This is a genomic window from Nocardioides sp. GXQ0305 (genome assembly GCF_050880345.1).
In the GTDB taxonomy this organism is placed as follows: domain Bacteria; phylum Actinomycetota; class Actinomycetes; order Propionibacteriales; family Nocardioidaceae; genus Nocardioides.
This window is the reverse complement of sequence record NZ_JBNYXG010000003.1, coordinates 332,994-350,754: the sequence shown is the minus strand read 5'-3', so window position 1 is coordinate 350,754 and position 17,761 is coordinate 332,994. Positions and strand designations below refer to the sequence as shown.

Genomic DNA, 17,761 nt, shown 5'->3' with positions numbered 1-17,761 from the left:
TTGGGCGTGAGTGGGGGTCGAGCTGGGCCTCGCGACCGGTCCGTGGCCACTCACACCCAACTCAACCGGGTGGGTCAGGTCACCAGCTCCACGATCGTCGCGATGCCCATGCCTCCGCCGACGCAGAGCGTGGCGAGGCCGCGGCGCAGGTCGCGCCGCTCGAGCTCGTCGATCAGGGTGCCGAGGATCATCGCGCCGGTGGCGCCGAGCGGGTGGCCCATCGAGATCGCACCGCCGTTGACGTTGGTGACCTCGTGGCTGATGCCCATGTCCTTCATGAAGCGCATCGCGACGGCCGCGAAGGCCTCGTTCATCTCCCACAGGTCGATGTCGTCGACCTCGAGCCCCGCCTTGGCCAACGCCTTGCGCGTGGCCGGCGCCGGGCCGGTCAGCATGATCGTCGGGTCGGCACCCGAGACCGCGGTGGCGACGACGCGCGCCCGTGGGGTGAGCCCGAGGTCGTGGCCGACCTGCTCGGTGCCGATGGCCATGATCGCGGCACCGTCGACGATCCCGGAGGAGTTGCCGGCGTGGTGGACGTGGTCGATGGCCGGCACCCAGTGGTACTTCTCCAGCGCCACGTCGTCGAACCCCGCGTCGGCGCCGATCTGGGCGAAGCTGGGCGTGAGGCCGGCGAGGCCCTCGGGGCTGGTGTCGGGGCGGATCAGCTCGTCGTGGTCGAGGACGGCGAGCCCGTTGAAGTCCGTGACCGGGACCACCGAGCGCGTGAAGTAGCCGTTGGCCCAGGCCTTCGCCGCGCGGTGGTGGGACTCGGCGGCGTAGGCGTCCACGTCGCTGCGGGTCCAGCCCTCGAGCGTCGCGATCAGGTCGGCGCCGATGCCCTGCGGGACGAACCCGGTCGAGAGGGCGGTCGCGGGGTCCATCGCCCAGGCGCCGCCGTCGGTGCCCATCGGCACCCGGCTCATCGACTCCACCCCGCCGGCGAGGATCAGGTCCTCGAAGCCGGAGCGGACCCGCATCGCCGCCTGGTTGACCGCCTCGAGGCCGGAGGCGCAGAACCGGTTGAGCTGCACGCCCGCCACCGTCTCGGGGTAGCCGGCCGCCAGTGCGGCGGTCTTGGCGATGTCGCCGCCCTGGTCGCCGATCGGCGTGACGACGCCGAGCACGACGTCGTCCACCCGATGCGGGTCGAGGCCGGGGTTGCGCTGCCGAACCTCGCCGAGCAGCCCCACGACCAGGTCGACGGGCTTGACCTCGTGGAGCGAGCCCGCGGCCTTGCCCTTGCCCCGCGGAGTCCGGAGGTGGTCGTACACGAATGCTTCAGCCATGCCCGTTCCTGTCGTCGGCGGTTTCACATGAGATTGTGACACCGATACTGTCAACGTCGTCAACGTGGGACATGTCACCGCACGTCTCCGAGGAGGGTGACCAGAGCGTGATGGACGAGACCGTCGAGTCGCTGCGGGAGCTGCTGACCCTGGAGGAGCTGACCAACCGGGTCGGCCTGAGCGTCCGCAACATCCGGTTCTACACGACCAAGGGGCTCGTGCCGCCGCCGATCCGCCGGGGCCGGTCGGGCTACTACACACCCGACCACGTCGCCCGGCTGGAGCTGGTCCAGGAGCTCCAGTCCCACGGCTTCACCCTCGCCGCGATCGAGCGCTACCTGAAGCGGATCCCCGACGACGCCTCCCCGGAGGACATCGCGCTGCACCGGGCGATGCTGGCGCCGTGGCAGGCCGAGACACCGCTCGAGATGAGCCGCGCGGACCTCGACCGCCGGGCCAACCGCTCGCTCTCGGACGACGAGCTCGCGACCCTCGCCGCGCTCGGGATCGCGCTGCGCACCAAGCGGGGCCGCTACCAGGTGGCGGTCTCCCACCTGTCGGTCGGTCTCGGGCTGCTCGACCTCGGCTTCCCGACCGAGGCGGCGGTCGCGGCCGCCGACGTGTACGCCGACCACGGCCGCCAGATCGCCAAGGAGCTCAACGACCTGTTCCGGACCATGGTGTGGCCGCTCTACAAGGAGTCGGGGGCCCCGCCGGAGAAGCTGCGCGAGGTGGTCGAGCGGCTCAAGCCCCTGTCGATCGCGTCACTGGTGCAGGCCTACGAGTCCGCCATGGACGAGGCCAAGCGAGAGGGCATCGCGGCGCGAGCCCGGACCACGGCGCGCTCATCCTCCCCCGACTAGAACGCCGGACCGCTCGGGCTGCAGCGCCGCGATGCCCGGACCTCGAGCCTCGAGGGCGCCCCCGGTCCTGCCACGGTAGGACGGGTCGGGAGGTGGCTGGGCGCTGGTCTAGGCCAGTGGCCCATCTAGGGTGGTGGCATGGCTGAGCGTCGGACCGTCCTGGTGACCGGCGCGACGGGTTTCATCGGCCGGCGACTGGTGCCCGCCCTGGTCGACGAAGGGCACGACGTACGGGCGATGACCCGGCGCCCGGAGTCCTACGACGGGCCGGGCAAGGCGGTCGCCGGCGACGTCTTCGACCCGGGCTCGCTCGTCGACCCGCTCGACGGCGTCGACGTCGCGGTCTACCTCGTCCACTCCCTCGACCACCCCGACTTCGAGCGCAAGGACGCCGAGGCGGCCCGCACCTTCGCCGCAGCCGCGGCCGAGGCGGGGGTCGGCCAGATCGTCTACCTCGGTGGCCTGGGGGCCGACGGCGAGGACCTGTCACCCCACCTGCGCTCACGCCGCGAGGTCGAGGAGCTGCTGGGCTCGACCGGCGTCCCCGTGACGGCGCTCCGGGCGGCGATCATCGTCGGCGCCGGCGGCATCTCCTGGGAGCTCACCCGGCAGCTGGTCAAGAACCTCCCGGCGATGGTGGTCCCCCGCTGGGTCTCCACGCCGACCCAGCCCATCGCGATCGACGACGTCATCCGCTACCTGGTCGGGGTCACCGGGCGGCCCGAGGCCCGCGGCCGGGTGTTCGAGATCGGCGGCCCGGAGCAGATGACCTATCTGCAGATGCTCCAGGTCGCGGCCGAGGTCACCAACGGCCGCCGGGTCCCGATCGCCCCGGTGCCGGTGCTGACGCCGCGGCTGTCGTCGTACTGGCTGGCGCTGGTGACCGACGTCGACGTCACCACCGGCCGCAACCTGATCGACTCCATGGGCACCGAGGTCACCGTCACCGACCACACCATCCGCGACATCGTGCCCGGCGACCCGCTGCCCTACGACGAGGCCGTGCGCCGTGCCCTGGAGGAGCAGTAGCCCTACCCGAACAGCAGGGGGAGCGCGAACAGCATCGCCAGCGACCAGGTGCAGTGGGTCAGGATCGGGGCGAGGATGCCCCCCGAGGCCCGTCGCTGCAGCCCCACGACGGCACCGAGCAGGACGGCGGCGAAGGTCAGCATCACGTTGCCGGTGGCGAGCGTGGCGAGCGTGTAGGCGATGGTGGTGACCACCACCGGGTGCCGGGTGGTGGCGGCGTACACCGCACCGCGGAAGAACAGCTCCTCGGCGATGCCGTTGACGAGCGTGATCAACGCCAGCAGCGGCACGGATCCCTGGTCGGCGAAGTCGAGGACGCTCGTCACCTGGCTGCCGAGCCACGGCACCTCGCGCACCACCAGCGCACCGGCCGCGAAGATCGCCGCCAGGCCGAGCCCGATCGCGATCGGCTCGAGCACCGGTCGGCGCAGCTCGCTGCGCACCGCGATCCGGCCCAGGTGGATCGGGCCCGACGCGAACGCTCCGATCGCCCACACGGCCGCCAGGCCGAAGGTGGCGGGGTAGAACAGCGGGTTGCCGGGCTCGATGCGCAGGCTCAGCCCCAGGACCAGCCCCCCGAGGACGACGAATCCGATCGTGACCAGCTGCCGACGGCGCAACGCGCCCGGTGTCTGCCAGTGGTCGCGCGGGACCTTGTCCCACAACGACTTGCGCAGCCACACGCGCACGACACCGACCTCCTCGCCCGGTCCGACTCGGGCTCGCTCATGCTCGCCCGGGCGACTCTACGGCGGGGAGGTCGGTGCGGTGGACGTGCGGCTACTTCCTGAACGCGTCCTTGACGTCCTCGGCGGCGCCCTTGGCCTTGTCGCCGGCCTTCTTCACCGAGGCCGAGGCCTGGTCGCCCTTGCCCTCGCCCTCCAGCCGCTCGTTGCCGGTCGCCTTGCCGGTCGCCTCCTTGGCCTTGCCCTTGAGGTCTTCTCCCTCGTGTGCGGCCCTGTCGTCGGTTCCCATGTCGGATCCTTCCGTCGGTCCTCCCAACCTCGCACCGGCCCCGCGCCCCCGGCACACCCGAGGGGGCGAAGTGGAGGTCAGGATCGGGGCTGGTCGGCCTGGTCGGGTGCGGTCCCGGTCGACTTGTCCGTCGCGTCGGCACCTCCCACGGCGGGCTCCGGCTGGTCGGTCTCCGAGACCTGGCCCTCCTGCTGCTCGCGGCGCGCCTGCTCGTCGGGGGCGTCGTGCTCCGGCCTGTTCGGGTTCTCGCTCATGGGGCCCCCGTACCCCTTCGGCCGAACCGCAGAACCCGCCGTCGCCGGCGTCAGCGACGTCCGGAGCTGAACGAGGCCGCGGTGTGGCCGCCGCCCCCGCCCGAGGGTCGGCGTCGCCTCCGGTTCCGGGACGGCTGCTGGGTCCGCGGCTGACCCTGGGCGGCAGCGGCCTGGCCGCCGCCACGACCCCGGCGCCGTCGGGTGCGGCTGCGGCCGCCAGTGCCTCCGCCGGTGGTGCGGACGGGACGTCCGGTCGCCACCGCCGGCGGGACGTAGCCGCCCGGCACCAGCGCGCGCTCGCCGGGCGCGAGCTCGAGCAGGACCGGGTGGCCCGGGCCCGGGATCCTGGTGGTCACGGGCTTGATGCCGGCCTGGCGAGCCAGCGTCCGGACGTCGCGCACCTGGTCGTCGGTCATCAGGGTGACCACCGTGCCCGCCGCGCCGGCCCGCGCCGTGCGGCCCGAGCGGTGCAGGTAGGCCTTGTGCTCGACCGGCGGGTCGGCGTGGACGACCAGCGCGACGTCGTCGACGTGGATGCCGCGCGCCGCGATGTCGGTCGCGACCAGGGTGGTCGCGAGCCCCGAGTGGAAGGCGTCCATGTTGCGGGTGCGCGCGTTCTGGCTCAGGTTGCCGTGCAGCTCGACGCTGGGCACGCCCTGCGCGTTGAGCCGGCGGGCGAGCGCCCTGGCGCCGTGCTTGGTGCGGGTGAACACCACGGTCCGGCCGGGGGCGCTGGTCAGCTCGACCAGCACCGGGACCCGCTGCTCGCGATGGAGGTGGAGCACGTGGTGGGCCATGCGGGCGACGGGAGCCTGCGCGGAGTCGGCCTCGTGGGTGACCGGGTCCACGAGGAACTGCCTGACGATGACGTCGATGGCCCGGTCGAGGGTGGCCGAGAACAGCAGCCGCTGGCTGCCGCGCGGGGTCCTGCCGAGGAGCCTGCGGACGCCGGGCAGGAAGCCCAGGTCGGCCATGTGGTCGGCCTCGTCGAGCACCGTGACCTCGATCGCGTCGAGGTCGCAGTGGCCCTGCCCGATCAGGTCCTCGAGCCGGCCCGGGCAGGCCAGGACGATGTCGGCACCCTGGCGCAGTGCGGTGACCTGGGGGTGCTGGCCGACCCCGCCGAAGACGGTCACGGTGGTGAGGCCGGCGGCTTCGGCGAGCGGCTGCAGCGCCGTACGGATCTGCCCGACCAGCTCACGCGTGGGCGCCAGGACCAGCGCGCGCGGCCGGCGGGCGGTCGCCCGGGGGCCGTCGGCGAGCCGGGCCACGAGGGGCAGCAGGAAGGCGTAGGTCTTGCCGGAGCCGGTGCGGCCCCGGCCGAGCACGTCGCGACCGGCCAGGGAGTCGGGCAGGGTGGCGGCCTGGATCGGCGTGGGGGTGGTGATGCCATGGTCCGTCAGGACCGCGGACAGGTGGGCGGGGACACCGAGCGCCTCGAAGGCGGGGGCGTCGCAGGACTGCAGGGTCAAGGGGTGCGTCTTCCGGTCGGTGTCTCACCGACTCAGGCGTCGCCGGGCGGCGCGCCGGCAGCTCGGGGCTGCTGCGTCTCCCACAGGCTCGTGGGTGGTGCACCGGGAACCGGGGCACCCGCGGCCAGGGGCGAGACAGGGCGGGCCGCTGGTCCCAACCTAGGGCACGGCGGCCGCGGCCCCCGCATCCTCGCGGCGTGACGTCGGGCACTTTCCCGGGTGGGGCGGCTCAGCGGAAGGTCAGCACCCCGTCGTCGACGCGCGAGCGCCGGATCGACCGGACGTCGTGGAAGTAGTTCTGCCGCAGCCGCCAGGGCTCGCGGTCGCCCTGCTGGGGGAGCAGGTGCTCGGAGCGCTTGACGTAGCCGGGGGTGAAGTCCATGAACGGCGCCGCGCCCACGGCCGGGTCGGGCACCGGGACCGCACTGCGGTGGCCGCGCTCGTCGAGGTGGGCCAGCAGGCGGCACACGTAGTCAGCCACCAGGTCGGCCTTCAGCGTCCAGGAGGCGTTGGTGTAGCCGATGGTGAACGCGAAGTTCGGCACCCCGCTGAACATCAGCGCGCGGTAGGCCATCCGGTCGCGCAGGTCGACGCGCTCGCCGTCGACCACGAGCTCCATCCCGCCCATGATCTTGAGGTTGAACCCCGTGGCGGTGACCACGACGTCCGCGACGAGCTCGTCGCCGGACGACACGCGGACCCCCTTCTCGGTGAAGGTGTCGATGGTGTCGGTGACGATGTCGACCCGCCCCTCCCGGACGGCCCGGAACAGGTCGCCGTCCGGAACCAGGCACAGCCGCTGGTCCCACGGGTCGTACCGCGGCTTGAAGTGGACGTCGACCGGGTAGCCCTCCGGCAGCTTCTTCGCGGCCGCGTCCCGCAGCAGCTTCCTGGCCAGCCGTGGCCAGCGCCGGCTGACCTGGAAGGTGGCCACGGCCACGCCGATGTTCTTCCAGCGCAGCAGCCAGTACGACGCCCGCTCCGGCAGCCACTTGCGGACCTTCGCCGCGACCGGGTCGGTCCCGGGCAGCGAGAGCACGTAGGTCGGCGACCGCTGGAGCATCGTGACCTGGGCCGCGCCGCCGTCGGCCAGCGCCGGCACCAGGGTCATCGCCGTCGCGCCACTGCCGATGACCACGACCTGCCTGCCCGCGGTGTCGAGGTCAGCGGGCCAGTGCTGCGGGTGGACCACGGTGCCGCGGTAGTCCGGCAGGCCGGGCAGCTCCGGCCGGTAGGGCTCGTCGTAGTCGTAGTAGCCGCTGCACGCCCACAGGAAGCCGGCGGTCAGCGTGACCTCGCCCTCCGGCGTCGCCGCGGTGACCGTCCAGCGCGCGGCCGCGGAGTCCCACGACGCCGAGGTGACCCGGTGCCGGTAGCGGACGCGGCGGTCGACGCCGTACTCGCGCGCGGTGTCCCGGAGGTAGTCGAGGATCGAGGGTCCGTCGGCCAGCGCCCGGTTGCTGCGCCAGGGCCGGAACCGGTAGCCCATCGTGTACATGTCGGAGTCCGACCGGATGCCGGGGTAGCGGAACAGGTCCCACGTCCCGCCGCTCGCCTCCCGGGCCTCGAGCACCGCGTAGCTGCGCTGCGGGTGCTCCTGGGCCAGCCGTGCAGCGGCACCGATGCCGGAGAGCCCGGCCCCCACGATCAGCACGTCGACGTGGTCGTCGTTCACTCCGCGTACCTCTCCACGAACGTCGCCAGCAGCCGTGGGGGCTCGGTCACGACCGCGCGTCGCGCCATGTCCTTCACGCTCTGGGCCTGTGCCGGTGGAAAGTACCCGTACTCGCGGTATGTGTCGACCCGCAGGCACAGCGACTCCACGTCGAGCTCGGGGTGGAACTGGGTCGCGTACACGTTCTCGCCCAGCCGGAACGCCTGCACTGGACAGGTGGTCGAGGAGGCCAGCAGGACGGCGCCGCGCGGCAAGGTGCGCACCGCCTCCTTGTGGCCGAGCAGCACGTCGAAGGAGTCCGACAGGTCGGCGAACAGCGGGTCGTCGCGACCGGCCTCGGTGAGGGTGACCTCGACGCAGCCGATCGGCTCGCCGTACGTGCGGTCGACCGACCCGCCGCCGGTGCGACCGAGGATCCCGATCCCGTAGCAGGCCCCGAAGAACGGGTGGTCGGCCGCGAGCGCCCGGTCGGCGAGCGCCGTCAGCTCGCGCTCGGCCCGCCGCTGGGCGTCCGACTTCTCGTCGTCGGGGTCGCTGACGTTGAAGGGGCCGCCGCCGAGGAGGACCCCGGACCACGCCGCCAGGTCGACCTCCCCGAGCGGGTCGCGCTCGAGCCGGTGACGACGCAGGTCCCGCTCGGCCAGGCCGGCACAGCGCAGCACCGCCTCGTACTCGTCGTCCGCGACCGCGTCCTCGGCGCGGGTGCCGAGGAACAGGAAGGGCTTCATGCCTGGACCGCTGCGCCCGAGGCGATCAGGTCGTCGACGTCGTCGACACCCCACGCGGTCAGCGCCTCACGGGTGTGCGCGCCCGGCCGGTCGGGGGGTCGCTGCACCGCGCCCGGGGTCCGGCTGAACCGCGGGGCGGGGGCGGGCTGGGTGACGCCGTCGAGCTCGACGTAGGTGCCGCGGGAGGCGAGGTGCTCGTGCTGCACGGCCTCGCTGAACGGGAGCACCGGTGCGACGCAGGCGTCGGTGCCGGCGAACAGCTCGGCCCACTCCGCCTGGGTACGCCGGCGGAAGGTCTCGGCCAGCAGCCTGCGCAGCTCGTCGTGGGTCGCCGGGTCGTCGCGGTCGGGGGCGACGTCGTCGAGGCCGAGCAGCCGGATCATCTCGGCGTGGAACTGCGGCTCCAGCGGACCCACCGACACGTGCCGTCCGTCGGCCGTCTCGTAGAGGTCGTACCACGGTGTGCCACCGTCGAGCAGGCCGCTGGCCCGGGTCTCCGGCTGGAGGCCGAGCGAGGCGAACATGGTGGCCATCGCGTTGAGGCTGGCCACACCGTCGACGATCGCCGCGTCGACGACCTGCCCCCGGCCGCTGCTGCGGGCCTCCAGCAGCGCGGCGAGCACCCCGATGACGAGGTAGGTCGAGCCGCCGCCGAAGTCGCCGAGCAGGTTGGTCGGGAAGTGCGGCCGCGCCGGGTCCTGCCCCGCGGCGTGGAGGGCGCCGGTGATCGAGATGTAGTTCAGGTCGTGGCCGGCGGCCTGGGCCCAGGGGCCGTCCTGTCCCCAGCCGGTCATCCGCCCGTAGACCAGCCGCGGGTTGCGCGCCCGGCAGTCGTCGGGCCCGAGGCCGAGCCGCTCCATCGCCCCGGGCCGCAGGCCCTCGACGAGCACGTCGGCGTCGGCCACCAGGTCCAGGACGGTCCGGACCGCGCCGGGCTGCTTGAGGTCGAGCGCCACGCTCGGGCGGCCGCGGTTCATCACGTCGTGCCGGCCGGCGCTCAGCAGGCCCCCACCGGGTCGCTCGAGGCGGATCACGTCGGCCCCGAGGTCGGCCAGCAGCATGCACGCGTGCGGGCCCGGCCCGATGCCGGCGATCTCGACGACCCGGACCCCGCGCAGGGGACCGGAGCCCTCACCGAGTGCGTAGCTCATGCAGGGATCCTCACAGACCGCCGCCGGCCGTCGTCAGTGGTGGCCCGCCTCCTGGTCGGCCTCCGCGTGGCCGGCGTGGTGCACCTCGTGCACGACCGCGTGCCCCTTGCCCCGTCCGATCATCCACCTGTTGACCGGCACCGTGACCACGAAAGCGACCGCGAGCGCGACCGCCAGCGCGCCCCAGAACAGGGCGTCGAGCAGGCCCGCGGCCATCGCCCCGGGGACCGCCAGCAGGATCGCGTTGTCGACGACCTCCATCACCAGGATCGAGACCGTGTCGGCGGCGAGCGCCGTGCGGACCGCGGTGCCGACGTCGAGCCCGGCACGGCGGACGCCGGTGAAGGTCAGCAGGTAGCCGAAGAAGAAGGCCAGCACGACCGCCAGCACGATGCTGGCCACGTCGCCCCAGCCCCACCAGGTGGCCAGCACCATGCCGAGCACCTCGCCGATGGCACACCCCGTGAGGCAGTGGAGGGTGGCCGAGATCGCGGTGCGCCAGCTGTCCATGCGATCGACCTTATACCCCCTAGGGGTACCTGTCCAGTGACTTGGCTCTCACCGGCTTGCAACTCGTTGCATAGGTGCGCGAGGGTTCCGGCATGGCCCTGGAGCACGCGCTGCTCGTGGCCCTGCGCGAACGGCCCGCGTCGGGGCTGGAGCTCGCGCGCCGCTTCGACCGGTCGATCGGGTTCTTCTGGCATGCCACCCACCAGCAGATCTACCGGGTGCTGGCGCGGATGGAGGGAGACGGCTGGGTGGTCGCGACGCCCGTCGCCCAGACGGGTCGCCCGGACAAGAAGGAGTACGCCGTCTCGGCCGCCGGCCGGGCGGCGCTCGCCGACTGGCTGGCGGCCGACTCCCCGGTCGAGCCGCTGCGCAGCGAGCTGGCCGTCAAGCTCCGCGGGGCGGCGTACGGCGACCGGTCGGCCGTGCGCCGGGTGGTCGAGGCCCACCTCGCCGACCACCGCACCCGGCTGGCGGCGTACGAGCAGATGGCCGCCGAGCAGTACCCCGACCCCGACGCCCTCACCGGAGCCGACCGCGACCGCTGGCTGGTGCTGCGCGGCGGCATCCGGCTGGAGGAGTTCTGGATCGGCTGGCTGACCGAGTACCTCCAGGAGACGCGATGACCTACGAGAACCTGCTGCGGCCGATCCGGCTCGGCGACCTCGCCCTCCGCAACCGCGTGGTGATGGGGTCGATGCACACCGGGCTCGAGGACAGGCCGTGGGACGTGCCGAGGCTCGCGGCGTACTTCGCCGAGCGCGCCCGTGGTGGTGCGGGCCTGATGATCACCGGCGGGTACGCCGTCAACAAGCGGTCGTGGCTCAAGCCGTTCGCCGGCGAGATGACCACCCGGCTCCAGGCCGTGCGGCACCGCCAGGTGACCGAGGCGGTGCACGAGGCGGGCGGCGCGATCGCCCTGCAGGTGCTGCACGCCGGCCGGTACGCCTACCACCCGTTCAGCGTCGGCGCCTCGAGCCGGAAGTCCCCGATCACGCCGTTCACCCCACGGGCGCTCTCGACCCGGGGCGTGCACCGGACCGTCGACGACTTCGCGCGGTCGGTCGCCCTCGCCCGCAAGGCCGGCTACGACGCCGTCGAGGTGATGGGCTCCGAGGGCTACCTGGTCAACCAGTTCCTGGCGGCCCGCACCAACGACCGGACCGACGAGTGGGGTGGCTCGGCGTCGGCCCGGATGCGGTTCCCGGTCCGGGTCGTGGAGCGGATCCGCGAGCTGGTGGGCGAGGGGTTCCCGGTGGTCTACCGGATCTCGCTGCTCGACCTGGTCGAGGGCGGGCAGACCTGGGAGGAGACCGTCGAGCTGGCGCAGCGGCTGGAGGCCGCCGGCGTGACGGCGTTCAACACCGGCATCGGCTGGCACGAGGCGCGGGTGCCGACGATCATCACCCAGGTGCCGCGTGGGGTCTGGGCGCCGTACACGGGGCGGCTGCGCGCGGCGGTCGGCGTACCCGTGATCGCGTCCAACCGGATCAACACCCCCGAGCTCGCCGAGCGCCTCCTGGCCGACGGCACGGCCGACCTGGTGTCGATGGCCCGGCCGTTCCTGGCGGATCCCGACTTCGTGCGCAAGGCGGCCGAGGGGCGGGCCGACGAGATCAACACCTGCATCGGCTGCAACCAGGCGTGCCTGGACCACACCTTCGCCAACCGCACCGCCTCCTGCCTGGTCAACCCGCGGGCCTGCCACGAGACCACGCTGGTGCTCGGCCCGACCCGTCGTACGGCTCGGGTGGCGGTCGTCGGCGCCGGACCGGCGGGCCTCGCCGCCGCGGTGTCGGCGGCCGAGCGCGGCTTCCCCACGACGCTCTTCGAGGCGGCGCCGGAGATCGGCGGCCAGTTCCGGCTGGCGATGGAAGTCCCCGGCAAGGAGGACTTCGCGGACACGCTGCGCTACTACACGCGGCGGCTGGAGGTGCTCGGCGTCGACGTACGGGTGTCGACCCGGCCGACCGCGGCCGGGCTCGCCAAGGACTTCGACGAGGTGGTCGTCGCGACCGGCGTGTCGCCGCGCGTGCCCGACGTGCCCGGCATCGACCACCCGTCGGTGTTGTCGTACGCCGACGTGCTCTCGGGCGCGGTGGTGCCCGGCCGCCGGGTGGCCGTGATCCGCGCCGGCGGGATCGGCGTCGACGTCTCCCACTGGCTCACGCACGACCCGGCGGACACCGTGGACGACTGGCTGGCGCACTGGGGCGTCGGCGACCCGGCGCTCCACGCCGGCGGCCTGACCGAGCCGAAGCCGCGGACCCCGCTGCGCGAGGTGACGCTGGTGCAGCGCAAGACGACGCCGATCGGCATCGGCCTCGGCAGGACGTCCGGCTGGGCGCACCGGGCCGTGCTCCGCCAGTCCGGGGTCACGCAGGTGAGCGGCGCGGCGTACGACCGGATCGACGACGCCGGCCTGCACGTCACCGTCGACGGCGTACGCCGGGTGATCCCGTGCGACCACGTCGTGGTGTGTGCCGGGCAGGAGTCGGTGCGGACCCTCCACGACGAGCTGTTGGCCGTCGGCGTCGCCTCCCACCTCGTCGGCGGCGCCGACCTGGCCGCCGAGCTCGACGCCAAGCGCGCCATCGACCAGGGCACCCGCGTCGTCGCCGCCCTGTGAACAACGAGCGGTAGTTCAGTGACAAGTGGCCCCTCCCGAGGCCGATACAGGGGCCACTTCTCACTGGACTACCGACCTAGGGTGGGCGGCATGATCCGGGACTTCACCGAGGACGAGGCTCGTCGCGCGCTGGTGCTGAAGTGGGGGACGGTCGACCCCGACGTGCTGCCGGCGTGGGTCGCGGAGATGGACTACGCGCTCGCGCCGCCGGTCGCCGAGGCGCTGCAGCGGGCGGTCACTGACGGGGTGACCGGCTACCCGCCGGCCCTCGTCAACGCCGCCCTCGGGGAGGCGTACGCCGGCTTCGCGCGGCGCCACTACGGCCAGCAGGTCGACCCCGAGCAGGTGCTCCCCACCTCCGACGTCACCGCCGGTGTCCGGGTGGCGCTCGACGTGCTGAGCGAGCCCGGGCCGCTGGTGCTGCCGACGCCGGCGTACCACCCCCAGTTCGGGCTGGGCCACTGCACCGACCGCGAGATCTGGGAGCTCCCGCTCGACCCCGACGCGGGCGAGGTGAGGCTCGACCTCGACCGGCTCGACGACCTGTTCTCACGCGGGGCGACGACCCTGCTGCTCACCCAGCCGCACAACCCGCTCGGCCACGTCCACACCCGGGCCGAGCTCGAGGGCGTGCGGGACGTGGCGCTGCGCCACGGCGCGCGAGTGATCAGCGACGAGATCCACGCCCCACTGGTGCTGCCCGGCGCCGAGCACGTGCCCTACCTCTCGCTGGACGGGACCGCCGAGCACGCCGTCGCGGTCCTCGCCGCGAGCAAGGCCTTCAACACCCCCGGCCTGCGCTGCGCCCAGATCGTCACCTCCGACCCGGCGGCCCGAAACCGCCTGCTGGCCGAGCCGATGGCCCGCAACGACTCGTGGTCGCCGCTGGGCGAGGTCGCCGCGATCGCGGCGTACGAGGACGGCGACGCGTGGCTGGCGGCCCTGGTGGCGCGGCTCGACGAGCAGCGGACCCTGCTCGACGAGCTGCTGGCCGAGCACCTCCCCGAGGCCCGGGTGCGGCCGCTCGAGGCGACCTTCCTGGCCTGGCTCGACCTGCGCGCCTACGGCCACGACGACCCGGCCACGGTCGCCCTCGACAAGGGCCGGGTGCAGCTCGAGGCCGGCCACCGCTACCAGCCCGGGCTCGACGGGCACGCCCGGCTGAACATCGCCACCTCGCCCGAGCGGCTCACCGAGATCGTGGTCCGGCTGGGCCGCGCGCTGGGATAGCTGGACGCCGAAATCACCATCCTGGGCGGCCGGAGGATGAGTTCGGCGTCCAGCTATCCCCTCACCCGGCGTGCTGGGGCTGGGCGGCGACCAGGTCGGCGTACCAGCGGAAGGAGTCCTTGGGGGTCCGGACCTGGGTGTCGTGGTCGACGTGGACCAGCCCGTAGCGCTGCTGGTAGCCCTGGGCCCACTCGAAGGTGTCGAGCAGCGACCAGACGTAGTAGCCGCGGACGTCGACGCCGCGCTCGACGGCCTCGCGCACCGCCCCGACGTGGGCCGCGAGGTAGTCGATCCGCCGCTGGTCGTGCACCTGGCCGTGCTCGTCGGGACCGTCGCCGAAGGAGCAGCCGGACTCGGTGATCACGATCGGCGGCAGCGCGGCCCGGTAGCGGGCCCGGAACATGATCAGCCACTCGCGCAGCGCGCTCGGCACCACGGACCAGCCGGCGTCGGTGGTCGGGTAGCCCAGCGGGTCGAGCAGCTCGAACGGCATGGCCGCCTCCTCGGGCGCCGCCGCGATCTTGACCGGGCTGTAGTAGTTGACGCCGTAGAAGTCGAGCGGCTGCCGGATCGTCGCCATGTCACCGGGCTCGACGAGGTCCTCCATCAGCGGCATCAGGTCGGCCGGGTAGCGACCCAGCAGCATCGCCTCGATGTACGTCGCGTTCCACAGCGCGTCGAAGAGCTTGGCGGCCCCCACGTCGGCGTCGCCGTCGCTGGCCGGCCAGATCGGCGCGTGGTTGTTGGCGCTGCCGACGCTCGTCGCCCCCGCCTCGCGCAGCGCGATCGTCGCCCGGCCGTGGGCGACCAGCAGGTGGTGGGTGACCCAGAGGGCGTCGAAGTGGAGCGGCAGGCCGGGGGCGTGCTTGCCGATGCCGTGGCCCATGAGGGAGACGACGTTGGGCTCGTCGACCGGGACCCAGTGCTCGACCCGGTCGCCGAGCCGGCGACCCACGAGGTCGGCGTACGCCGCGAAGTGGTCGATCGTGTCGCGGTGCAGCCACCCGCCCTGGTCCTGCAGGGCCTGCGGCAGGTCCCAGTGGTACAGCGTCGCCATCGGCCGGATCTCGGCCTCGAGCAGCGCGTCGACGAGCCGGTCGTAGAAGTCGAGGCCCCGCTCGTTGACCCGTCCGCGGCCCTCAGGGAGCACCCGCGGCCAGGACACGGAGAACCGGTAGTCCCGCGCGCCGAGCTCCTTCAGCAGGCCGACGTCCTCGGCGTACCGGTGGTAGTGGTCGCAGGCGACCGCGGGCGTGCCGCCGTCGGCGATCCGGCCGGGCTGGGCCGCGAAGGTGTCCCAGATGCTCGGTCCCCTGCCGTCCTCGGCGGCCGCTCCCTCGATCTGGGGAGCCGCCGTGGAGGTTCCGAAGCGGAACCCCGGGGGAAGGAGCGGGAGCATTGGTTCATCTTGGTCCATCGGTGGCGGTGCTCGCCGGGGAACCCACGGATTGACCGCGGATCGGCCGCGTGCGCTCCGTCACCGAGCCACGACGTCCAGCGCGCCCGGGCAGACCTCGACCTCGAGCGGGCGGGGTCCGGCCCCGACCGGGAGGCTCCCGAGCGGCTCGCCGTCACCCCCGACCGGCACCGGTGGGCCGGCGGTCGTCGAGAGCTCGACCCGCCTCCCGGTGAGGACCTGCACCTGGTCGCGCTCGACGTGGCGGCCGTCGTAGAGGCTCGGCAGCGCCCGGACCAGCGCCGGGCGGGACGCCGCGCCGACCACGACGACGTCGAGCAGCCCGTCGGTCAGGCTCGCGGCCGGGGCGATCCGCATCCCCTTCCCGTAGTACGCCGAGTTGGCCACCACGACGGTGGCCGCCTCCAGCTCGCGGGCGGTGCCGTCGACGACGAGGCGGTAGCGGGCCGGCCGGTACGTCGCCACCGCCCGGACCGCGGCCACCGGGTAGTGCAGCCTCCGCGGCAGCCGACGCCACCCCTCGACGAGGGCAGCCGCCCGGGCGTCGACGCCGGCGTACACCGAGCCCGCCACCACCCGGTCGCCGCAGCGGAGCAGGTCGACTCGACGGGTGCGACCGGAGCGCAGCAGCGCCGCCTGGTCCTCGGGCGCAGTGGGTAGGTCGAGCATCCGCGCGAAGTCGTTGCCGCGGCCCGCCGGCAGCAGGCCCAGCACGCCCCCGGCGCGGGACACCTCGCCGGCGAGCGAGGACAGCATCCCGTCGCCGCCCACGCTGACCACGACGTCACCGCGCGCCACCGCCGCCTCGACCAGGGCACGGGTCGCGCGGGGCCCGGGCGAGTAGCTCACGTCGACCCGCTCCCCCGCGTCCCGCAGCAGCCTGGCGACCGGGACCACCACGCCCGGGGCGGCACCGCCGCCCGAGGCGGGGTTGACGAGGAACGCGAAGCTCACGGAACGAGCACGCCGGGGTTGAGGACGCCGGCCGGGTCGAGGGCGTCCTTGACCGCACGGAGCGCGAGCACGCCGACCGGGCCGATCTCGTCGGCGTACCACTGCCGGTGGTCGGTGCCCACGGCGTGGTGGTGGGTGATGGTCGCCCCGGCGGCGCGGATCGCGTCGGACGCCGCCGCCTTCGCCGCCTGCCACTGCGCGAGCGGATCGGCGGCCTGCCGGGCGGCGACGGTGAAGTACAGGGACGCTCCGGTCTCGTAGACGTGGGAGACGTGGCAGAGCACGAGCGCGCCGTCGAGCGCTCCCGTGAGCGCTCCGGTCACCTCGGCGTGCAGCGACTCCAGGCCCGACCAGAAGGTGGCGGTCTCCAGGGTCTCGACCAGCACGCCCTCGTCGAGCAGCGCGTCCCGGAGGTACGGCGCGTGGAACCGGCCCTGCTCCCACGCGCGGCCGGGCTCCTCGCCCGCGGGCGTCCCCCCGAGCCCGCTGAGCACGGCGGTGACCGCGGCGCGCCGGGCGGCGACCGCCTCGGCCGTCCCCTCGTAGCCGGTGATCATCAGGCAGCCGCCGACCCCGTCGGCGCCGCCGAGGGCGTCCGGGTCGGCCAGGTTCACCGCGGTCTCGGTCTCGTCGGAGAGCCGCAGCACCGTCGGCAGCAGCCCGGCCTGGGCCAGGGTCCGGGCGGCGGCGACGCCGTCGGCGAAGCAGGCCCAGCGCCAGCCCTCGTGGACCGTCGCCTCCGGCGCACGCCGGACGCGCACGGTCACGCTCGTGATCACGCCGAGGGCACCCTCCGACCCGAGCAGCAGCTGCCGCAGGTCCGGCCCGGCGGCGCTGGCGGGGGCGGTGCCGAGCCGGAGCTCTCCGGCGGGGGTGGCCGCGGTGAGGCCCACCACCATGCCGTCGAACCTCCCGTAGCCAGCGCTCGCCTGCCCGCTGGACCGGGTCGCCGCGAAGCCGCCGATGGTCGCGAACTCGAAGGACTGCGGGAAGTGTCCGAGCGTCAGCCCGTGCCCGGCCAGCAGCGCCTCGGCCTCGGGGCCCCGCAGCCCGGGCTCCAGGGTCGCGGTCATCGAGACCGGGTCGACGTCGCGCAGCGCCGTCATCCGGCCGAGGTCGAGCGAGACCAGGCCCGCCAGGCCGTCGCGCCGGGCGGCGAGACCGCCGGTGACGCAGGTGCCGCCGCCGAACGGCACCACCGCGACGCGGTGGGCGGCGGCGTACGCCACCAGGGCCTGCACCTGGTCGTGGTCGGCGGGACGGACGACGGCGTCCGGCGCCTCGGCGAAGTCGCCGGCCCGGTTGCGCAGGAGGTCGGGCGTCGACTTCCCGCGGGTCCGGCGTCGCCGGAGGTCGTCGTCGATGAGCACGTGCTCGGCGCCGACGATCCGGCGGAGGCCGTCGAGCAGGTCCTCGTCGATCGCCGACGCAGCGATCCGGGACCCGGAGGCCTCGGCGGCCGGAGCCGGCAGGTCGCCGAAGGCCAGCCGCACCAGCTCGCGGGCGGTGTCGGGGAGCGGCGCGGCCGCGGCCGGGTCGCCCCAGCGGGAGGGATGCATCTCGGCGGTCATGCGTTACAGTGTGACAT

The 17,761-nt window shown here is 73.8% G+C and carries 17 protein-coding genes; 5 read left to right on the top strand and 12 right to left on the bottom strand.

What is annotated here, in order from left to right:
• Positions 1-74: 74 nt before the first annotated feature.
• On the bottom strand, positions 75-1,289 hold the full coding sequence (locus ACQ1X7_RS10295) for an acetyl-CoA C-acetyltransferase (RefSeq protein WP_432478092.1): 1,215 nt from the start codon (positions 1,287-1,289) through the stop codon (positions 75-77).
• A gap of 71 nt (positions 1,290-1,360) precedes the next feature.
• Here ACQ1X7_RS10295 and ACQ1X7_RS10290 point away from each other — a divergent pair, with 71 nt between their 5' ends.
• Together ACQ1X7_RS10290 and ACQ1X7_RS10285 are read left to right on the top strand one after the other, a co-directional pair.
• The gene (locus tag ACQ1X7_RS10290) at positions 1,361-2,152 is read left to right on the top strand and encodes a MerR family transcriptional regulator (protein ID WP_432478091.1); all 792 of its coding nucleotides are present in this window, start codon (positions 1,361-1,363) and stop codon (positions 2,150-2,152) included.
• Positions 2,153-2,290: 138 nt separating this feature from the next.
• A complete protein-coding gene (locus tag ACQ1X7_RS10285; protein WP_432478090.1) occupies positions 2,291-3,181 on the top strand; it encodes an NAD(P)H-binding protein in 891 nt (296 codons plus the stop codon).
• Between the two features lie 2 nt (positions 3,182-3,183).
• On the opposite strand, the gene ACQ1X7_RS10280 is transcribed toward ACQ1X7_RS10285, so the two are convergent.
• The 8 genes from ACQ1X7_RS10280 to ACQ1X7_RS10245 all read right to left on the bottom strand — a co-directional run bounded on the left by ACQ1X7_RS10280 (position 3,184) and on the right by ACQ1X7_RS10245 (position 9,946).
• Positions 3,184-3,870 (bottom strand): CPBP family intramembrane glutamic endopeptidase, encoded by a 687-nt coding sequence (locus ACQ1X7_RS10280; protein ID WP_432478089.1) that lies wholly within the window; start codon positions 3,868-3,870, stop codon positions 3,184-3,186.
• A 91-nt stretch (positions 3,871-3,961) separates the two neighbouring features.
• Positions 3,962-4,156: a CsbD family protein gene (locus ACQ1X7_RS10275; protein WP_432478088.1), complete on the bottom strand. Its 195-nt coding sequence runs from the start codon at positions 4,154-4,156 to the stop codon at positions 3,962-3,964.
• A 77-nt stretch (positions 4,157-4,233) separates the two neighbouring features.
• Positions 4,234-4,410, bottom strand: a complete 177-nt coding sequence (locus tag ACQ1X7_RS10270) for a hypothetical protein (protein WP_432478087.1) — start codon at positions 4,408-4,410, stop codon at positions 4,234-4,236.
• 50 nt (positions 4,411-4,460) lie between these two features.
• On the bottom strand, positions 4,461-5,882 hold the full coding sequence (locus ACQ1X7_RS10265) for a DEAD/DEAH box helicase (RefSeq protein WP_432478086.1): 1,422 nt from the start codon (positions 5,880-5,882) through the stop codon (positions 4,461-4,463).
• A 229-nt stretch (positions 5,883-6,111) separates the two neighbouring features.
• Positions 6,112-7,557 (bottom strand): flavin-containing monooxygenase, encoded by a 1,446-nt coding sequence (locus ACQ1X7_RS10260; RefSeq protein WP_432478085.1) that lies wholly within the window; start codon positions 7,555-7,557, stop codon positions 6,112-6,114.
• On the bottom strand, positions 7,554-8,285 hold the full coding sequence (locus tag ACQ1X7_RS10255) for a glutamine amidotransferase (RefSeq protein ID WP_432478084.1): 732 nt from the start codon (positions 8,283-8,285) through the stop codon (positions 7,554-7,556). Before ACQ1X7_RS10255 ends, ACQ1X7_RS10260 begins: the two co-directional genes overlap by 4 nt.
• Positions 8,282-9,436: a CaiB/BaiF CoA transferase family protein gene (locus ACQ1X7_RS10250; protein ID WP_432478083.1), complete on the bottom strand. Its 1,155-nt coding sequence runs from the start codon at positions 9,434-9,436 to the stop codon at positions 8,282-8,284. Before ACQ1X7_RS10250 ends, ACQ1X7_RS10255 begins: the two co-directional genes overlap by 4 nt.
• A 33-nt stretch (positions 9,437-9,469) precedes the next feature.
• Entirely contained in the window at positions 9,470-9,946 is a 477-nt protein-coding gene (locus tag ACQ1X7_RS10245) for a DUF4396 domain-containing protein (RefSeq protein ID WP_432478082.1), read from the bottom strand.
• Between the two features lie 92 nt (positions 9,947-10,038).
• Between ACQ1X7_RS10245 and ACQ1X7_RS10240 the strand changes: the two genes are divergently transcribed.
• The 3 genes from ACQ1X7_RS10240 (at position 10,039) to ACQ1X7_RS10230 (ending at position 13,802) form a co-directional block, all read left to right on the top strand.
• Positions 10,039-10,569: a PadR family transcriptional regulator gene (locus ACQ1X7_RS10240; RefSeq protein ID WP_432478081.1), complete on the top strand. Its 531-nt coding sequence runs from the start codon at positions 10,039-10,041 to the stop codon at positions 10,567-10,569.
• Positions 10,566-12,572, top strand: coding sequence for an FAD-dependent oxidoreductase (locus ACQ1X7_RS10235; protein WP_432478080.1), 2,007 nt, complete (start codon positions 10,566-10,568; stop codon positions 12,570-12,572). Before ACQ1X7_RS10240 ends, ACQ1X7_RS10235 begins: the two co-directional genes overlap by 4 nt.
• Before the next feature lie 90 nt (positions 12,573-12,662).
• Complete coding sequence (locus ACQ1X7_RS10230; protein ID WP_432478079.1) at positions 12,663-13,802, top strand: MalY/PatB family protein; 1,140 nt, start codon at positions 12,663-12,665, stop codon at positions 13,800-13,802.
• 61 nt (positions 13,803-13,863) lie between these two features.
• On the opposite strand, the gene ACQ1X7_RS10225 is transcribed toward ACQ1X7_RS10230, so the two are convergent.
• From ACQ1X7_RS10225 to ACQ1X7_RS10215, 3 genes are all read right to left on the bottom strand, one after another.
• Entirely contained in the window at positions 13,864-15,201 is a 1,338-nt protein-coding gene (locus ACQ1X7_RS10225) for a GH1 family beta-glucosidase (protein WP_432478078.1), read from the bottom strand.
• A 78-nt stretch (positions 15,202-15,279) separates the two neighbouring features.
• A complete protein-coding gene (locus ACQ1X7_RS10220) occupies positions 15,280-16,173 on the bottom strand; it encodes a diacylglycerol/lipid kinase family protein (protein ID WP_432478077.1) in 894 nt (297 codons plus the stop codon).
• Positions 16,170-17,744: an FAD-binding oxidoreductase gene (locus ACQ1X7_RS10215; protein ID WP_432478076.1), complete on the bottom strand. Its 1,575-nt coding sequence runs from the start codon at positions 17,742-17,744 to the stop codon at positions 16,170-16,172. Before ACQ1X7_RS10215 ends, ACQ1X7_RS10220 begins: the two co-directional genes overlap by 4 nt.
• Positions 17,745-17,761 lie beyond the last annotated feature (17 nt).